Source organism: Streptomyces sp. SID5910 (genome assembly GCF_009862125.1).
Taxonomy (GTDB): domain Bacteria; phylum Actinomycetota; class Actinomycetes; order Streptomycetales; family Streptomycetaceae; genus Streptomyces.
Window position 1 is genome coordinate 1 of record NZ_WWHX01000646.1, and the last position, 4226, is coordinate 4226.

General features: G+C 71.2%; 6 protein-coding genes and 1 pseudogene. 2 read left to right on the top strand and 5 right to left on the bottom strand.

Annotation, left to right across the window (positions count from 1 at the left end):
* On the top strand, window positions 1-254 hold a 254-nt coding region (locus tag GTW67_RS22800), incomplete at its 5' end, for a hypothetical protein (protein ID WP_161166673.1).
* A gap of 138 nt (window positions 255-392) precedes the next feature.
* Complete coding sequence (locus GTW67_RS22805; protein ID WP_161166674.1) at window positions 393-641, top strand: DUF6199 family natural product biosynthesis protein; 249 nt, start codon at window positions 393-395, stop codon at window positions 639-641.
* Window positions 642-781: 140 nt separating this feature from the next.
* Here GTW67_RS22805 and GTW67_RS22810 read toward each other — a convergent pair whose 3' ends face one another.
* From GTW67_RS22810 to GTW67_RS22825, 5 genes and pseudogenes are all read right to left on the bottom strand, one after another.
* Window positions 782-1531, bottom strand: a complete 750-nt coding sequence (locus tag GTW67_RS22810; protein WP_161166675.1) for a TIGR03943 family putative permease subunit — start codon at window positions 1529-1531, stop codon at window positions 782-784.
* Window positions 1528-2499: a permease gene (locus tag GTW67_RS22815; protein ID WP_237518990.1), complete on the bottom strand. Its 972-nt coding sequence runs from the start codon at window positions 2497-2499 to the stop codon at window positions 1528-1530. Before GTW67_RS22815 ends, GTW67_RS22810 begins: the two co-directional genes overlap by 4 nt.
* Before the next feature lie 183 nt (window positions 2500-2682).
* Window positions 2683-2854, bottom strand: a pseudogene (locus GTW67_RS37835) (ABC transporter ATP-binding protein); the annotation flags it as partial.
* Window positions 2855-2887: 33 nt separating this feature from the next.
* Entirely contained in the window at window positions 2888-3316 is a 429-nt protein-coding gene (locus tag GTW67_RS22820; protein ID WP_161166677.1) for a Fur family transcriptional regulator, read from the bottom strand.
* A gap of 85 nt (window positions 3317-3401) precedes the next feature.
* On the bottom strand, window positions 3402-4226 hold an 825-nt coding region (locus GTW67_RS22825; protein WP_161166678.1), incomplete at its 5' end, for a GTP-binding protein.

A 4226-nucleotide genomic window follows, 5' to 3' on the forward strand; every position in this document is an offset into this window, starting at 1 on the left:
GGCAACTGCGCCGTATCCGCTCCTTCTACGCTGCGGGCATTCTGCTGTGGACGGGATCCGTGGCCTGGACCGGCTGGCAGTCACCCGGAAGTCGGCAGATGTGGGTGTCCGCCCTCCTCCTGGCCGTCTTCGCCGTTCTCCTCGTCACCGCGACCCTGTCCCTGCGGCGCCTCGCAGTTCCCGCGACGGGCCGGCCCGCCCACCACGCCGCCCCGCACAAGCTGCCGGGCACCCGCCGCCACGTCCACGCTTGAGCGCTCGTCACTGACGAGTCCTGCCGACTTCCGGGGCCGGACCAACTGGTCCAACGGCTAGTACGAGCTGGCCGTAGAGGTGCCTGTTTTTCGCCTTAAGGCCGGGGCAAGCGAAGCATCATGCTTCACAACGCGGTAATGAAGACCGCCGCAGATAGCGATGGCGGTAATCCGGTATTCGTCCTGGTCCTGTGTTTCTTTCTGATCATGGGAGTCGTTCAAGTCGTACGCCCTCAGCTGCTCTGGAAGGCCAACAGCCGCCTCCAACGGGGCTGGGTCAGGAACCCCGAGGCGACCGAGCCCACGAACAAGGGGTACGCCATGAACCGGGTGGTCGGAGTGATCTTCTTAGGGTTTGTCATATGGATGCTGATTCGGCAGCTCTGAGCCCACCGGAGACAAGCGGATGACAGCCGGACAAAAGACAGGAAGAAGGCGCTGGCTACCATCCCGCGGGTCCGCCACGTGTGGGCGAGCGAAGAGGAACTGGCCGGGGGTAGGGAGCCGCGCGGAAGAGCGTCGGAGTCTCAGCGTTCCTCGTAGGGGTCCGACGGCTCGGCGATCGTGTGGACCGTCGTGGCGTCCAGCGCCGGGGGCCAGGCCGACGTCGAGCCCAGCTCGCCCTCGGGGTGCCAGGTGCCCGTCACCGTCACCCACGTGTCGGTCTCCGGCGCCCGCTCGCCACGGACCTCCGCCTTGACCGCCGTTGCGTCGGCCGCGCAGCACGTCACCCGCAGCCGGGTGACGTACCAGGTGTCGTCGTCCCGGGTGACGAAGCCGGTGAGCTGCACTGTGCGGCCCCGCAGTGAGTACCCGCTGTCGTACGCGGCGCGGGAGGCGAACTCGGTCAGGCTCAGCTCCACCGGGTCGCCGGCCGGTAGCGCCGGGAACGTGCCGACGTACGCCTCGGTACGCCGGGCCTCCTCCCGGGCCGCGCTGTAGGAACCCAGGGCCGGGGGCGGGAAGCAGAGCAGGGCGACGGCGGGAAGAGCCAGCAGCCAGGCGACGCGTGGACCGCCCGCGTGGGAGTGTCCGTGGCCCGGTTCGCCCTCGGCCGGGTGACCGTGCCCGCCGGCGCCGGAAGCGCCCGGCCGCGCAGCTCGCGCGGTCAGCGCGCCCCGTACCAGACCGAGCAGTCCCAGCAGCGCTCCGGAGGCGATCAGATAGGGACGCAGCCCCGGCTGCACATACCGGAGGTAGAGATCGCTGAAGAGCGAGATGCGCAGCACCGCGACGCCGACCAGCAGCAACAGTACGGCGGGACCGTATCTCCTCACAGCAGCCACCCTCCCACGAGCACACTGCCGGCCACCGCGGCCACCCAGGTGACGGACGAGAACCGGAGGGCGAACTCCCGCCCGAACGTGCCCGCCTGGAGCGCGAACAGCTTGAGGTCGACCATGGGGCCCACGACCATGAACGCCAGCTGTGCCACCGGTCCGAACGCGCTCAGCGAGGCCGCCACGAAGGCGTCCGCCTCGCTGCACACGCAGAGCACCACGGCGAGCAGCGCCAGGATCAGCACCGATACCCAGGCGGATGCCGTGAAGGTGTCCAGCAGCGCCCGCGGCACAGCGATGTTGAAGGTCGCCGCCGCGCCCGCCCCCAGCACCAGGAAACCCCCGGCGTGCAGGAAGTCGTGTTGCAGCCCTGCCACGAAGGCGCCCGCGCGTGAGGTGCCGGAACCGGTGGACGGCCTCGCCGGCAGGCGAAGCCACTCCGTGCGGCCGAAACGCGCCCAGAGCCAGCCCATGGCCACGGCGGTGGCGAGCGAGGCGACCATCCGTGCCACCACCATCATGGGGTGGCCCGGGAACGCGAGCGATGTGGCGACGAGCACCACGGGGTTGATCGCCGGCGCGGAGAGCAGGAACGCGAGCGCGGCCGCCGGTGCCACTCCGCGCCGCATCAGGCTGCCGGCCACCGGCACGGACGCGCACTCGCACCCGGGAAGCACCGCACCGGCCACGCCCGCCAACGGTACCGCGAGAGCCGGACTGCGTGGCAGCAGGCGGGTGAAGACCCGTTCGGGTACGAGCGCGCCGACGGCCGCGGAGACAAGCGCGCCGAGCAGGAGGAACGGCACCCCCTGGACGACGACGGCCGTGAACACGGTCCACCAGGCCGCGACGGGCGGCGTGTAGAGGTCGAGCGCGAGCATCGGCCCGAGCACGCCGGCGACCGTGACGATCGTGAGCAGCGCGGACCCGCCGAGCAAGGCGTACACGCAGGCCCGCCCGGCCATGCGCACGGCGTCGGCGAACCCGCCCCGCGTCCCGGCGTACTTCTGATCGCTCACGTCACTCGCTTCGTCGCTCGGCATCGCCCGTACTGCCCCGGCCCACCGGTGGCCGTGGGCGCGGTGATCGCGCGGCGCCGGGCCGGCCCAGCTTAGTGCGGCAGCTTATGAGCGAGGTCAGTACCTCGTCGGCGTACCGATCCGGTGCCGTCCCCGGGCGAGGTGGAGGACCCGGTCGGCCATGCCGAGAACGGGGTTGATCTCGTGGGTCACCGACGCGTTGCCGCTCGCCGCCGGAGAGCATGTCGAGCGGTACGTCCGCGTACTCCGTCGCATCCACGGCCGCGCGTATCTCGTCCACCATCGGCGCGAGGGCCTCCGGCGCAGCGGGCCGTCAGCGTGCACCGGCCCGCGTCGACGGCCGGTTGCAGTCCGCGCAGACGCCGGTCAGCTCGACGACGTGGTCGATGCCGGTGAAGCCGGTGGTCGCCGCGACGCTCTGCGCCCACCGCTCGACCTGCTCCGCCTCCACCGCACGGCTCAGACCGCACTCCCGGCACACGACGTAGTGCTGATGTCCCTCGTCGGGGCGCGGGCGGTACAGCCGTTCCCCGTTGACATCGCGTAGGACATCCGCGCCGCCGTCCGCCTCCAGGATGCGAAGGGTGCGGTAGACGGTGGTCAGGCCGATCGGGATGCCCGCGGCCTCGGCCGCCGCGTGCAGGGACCGCGCGGAGACGAAGTCCTCGCACGCCTGGAACAGGGTCAGCAGCTGGCGGCGCTGCCGTGTCGAGCGCTGGTTCGCGAGAGCGGAGCCGCGCATGGTCACCTCCCGGTGGATGACGCCGGTACCAGGCTGACCGGACCGGGTGATGCCGTGGCTGCGACCATCACCCGGCCCGGGGTCTTCAGACGGGCAGCCCCGACCCGTGCTGCTCGTGCGCGCAGGCCTCGTGGGCCTCGGGGACGTCCCAGACGGGGAAGGGGTCCTCGCCACCGGTCCACTCGCCGTCCAGGAGGCAGTCCTCCAGCGCCGAGTGCAGAGCCGGCGCCGCCAGTTCGGTCCCGATGAACACGAGTTCCTGGGCTCGCTGTTCGGCCGTCCCGGCCTCGATGACACCGGCGGGCTCGAAGCGGGCGACGGACCCGGCCTGGGACCAGAGGCCGGTCACCCCCGGACGCCCGGCCAGCGTGAAGAAGCCCTTGCTGCGCAGGACCGTCCCGAACTCACCGCTGTCGAACCGCTCGGTGATCAGCTTCCACAGCCGGTCCGGATGGAAGGGCCGGTCGGCACGGAAGAGGGTGGAGGAGATTCCGTACTCCTCGGTCTCCGGGACGTGGTCGCCGTTCAGCTCCCGCACCCAGCCGGGTGCCTGCTGTGCCTGCTCCACGTCGAACAGGCCGGTTCCGAGCACGTCCGAGGCGCGCACCTGTCCGCGGACCGTCTCGACGAGGCGTGCGCCCGGGTTGAGCCGGGCGAGGATGCCGCGCAGCCGCTCGGCGGAGGTGCCGTCGACCAGGTCGAGCTTGTTCAGGACGATCACGTCGGCGAACTCGACCTGGTCGATCAGCAGGTCGCTCACGGTGCGCTCGTCGTCCTCGAAGGGCGCGAGGCCCCGCTCGGCGAGTTCGTCGCCGGTGCCCAGTTCGGCCAGGAAGTTCGCCGCGTCCACCACGGTGACCATGGTGTCGAGCCGGGTGAGGTCGTCTAGCGTCGCCCCGTCATCGCGTGC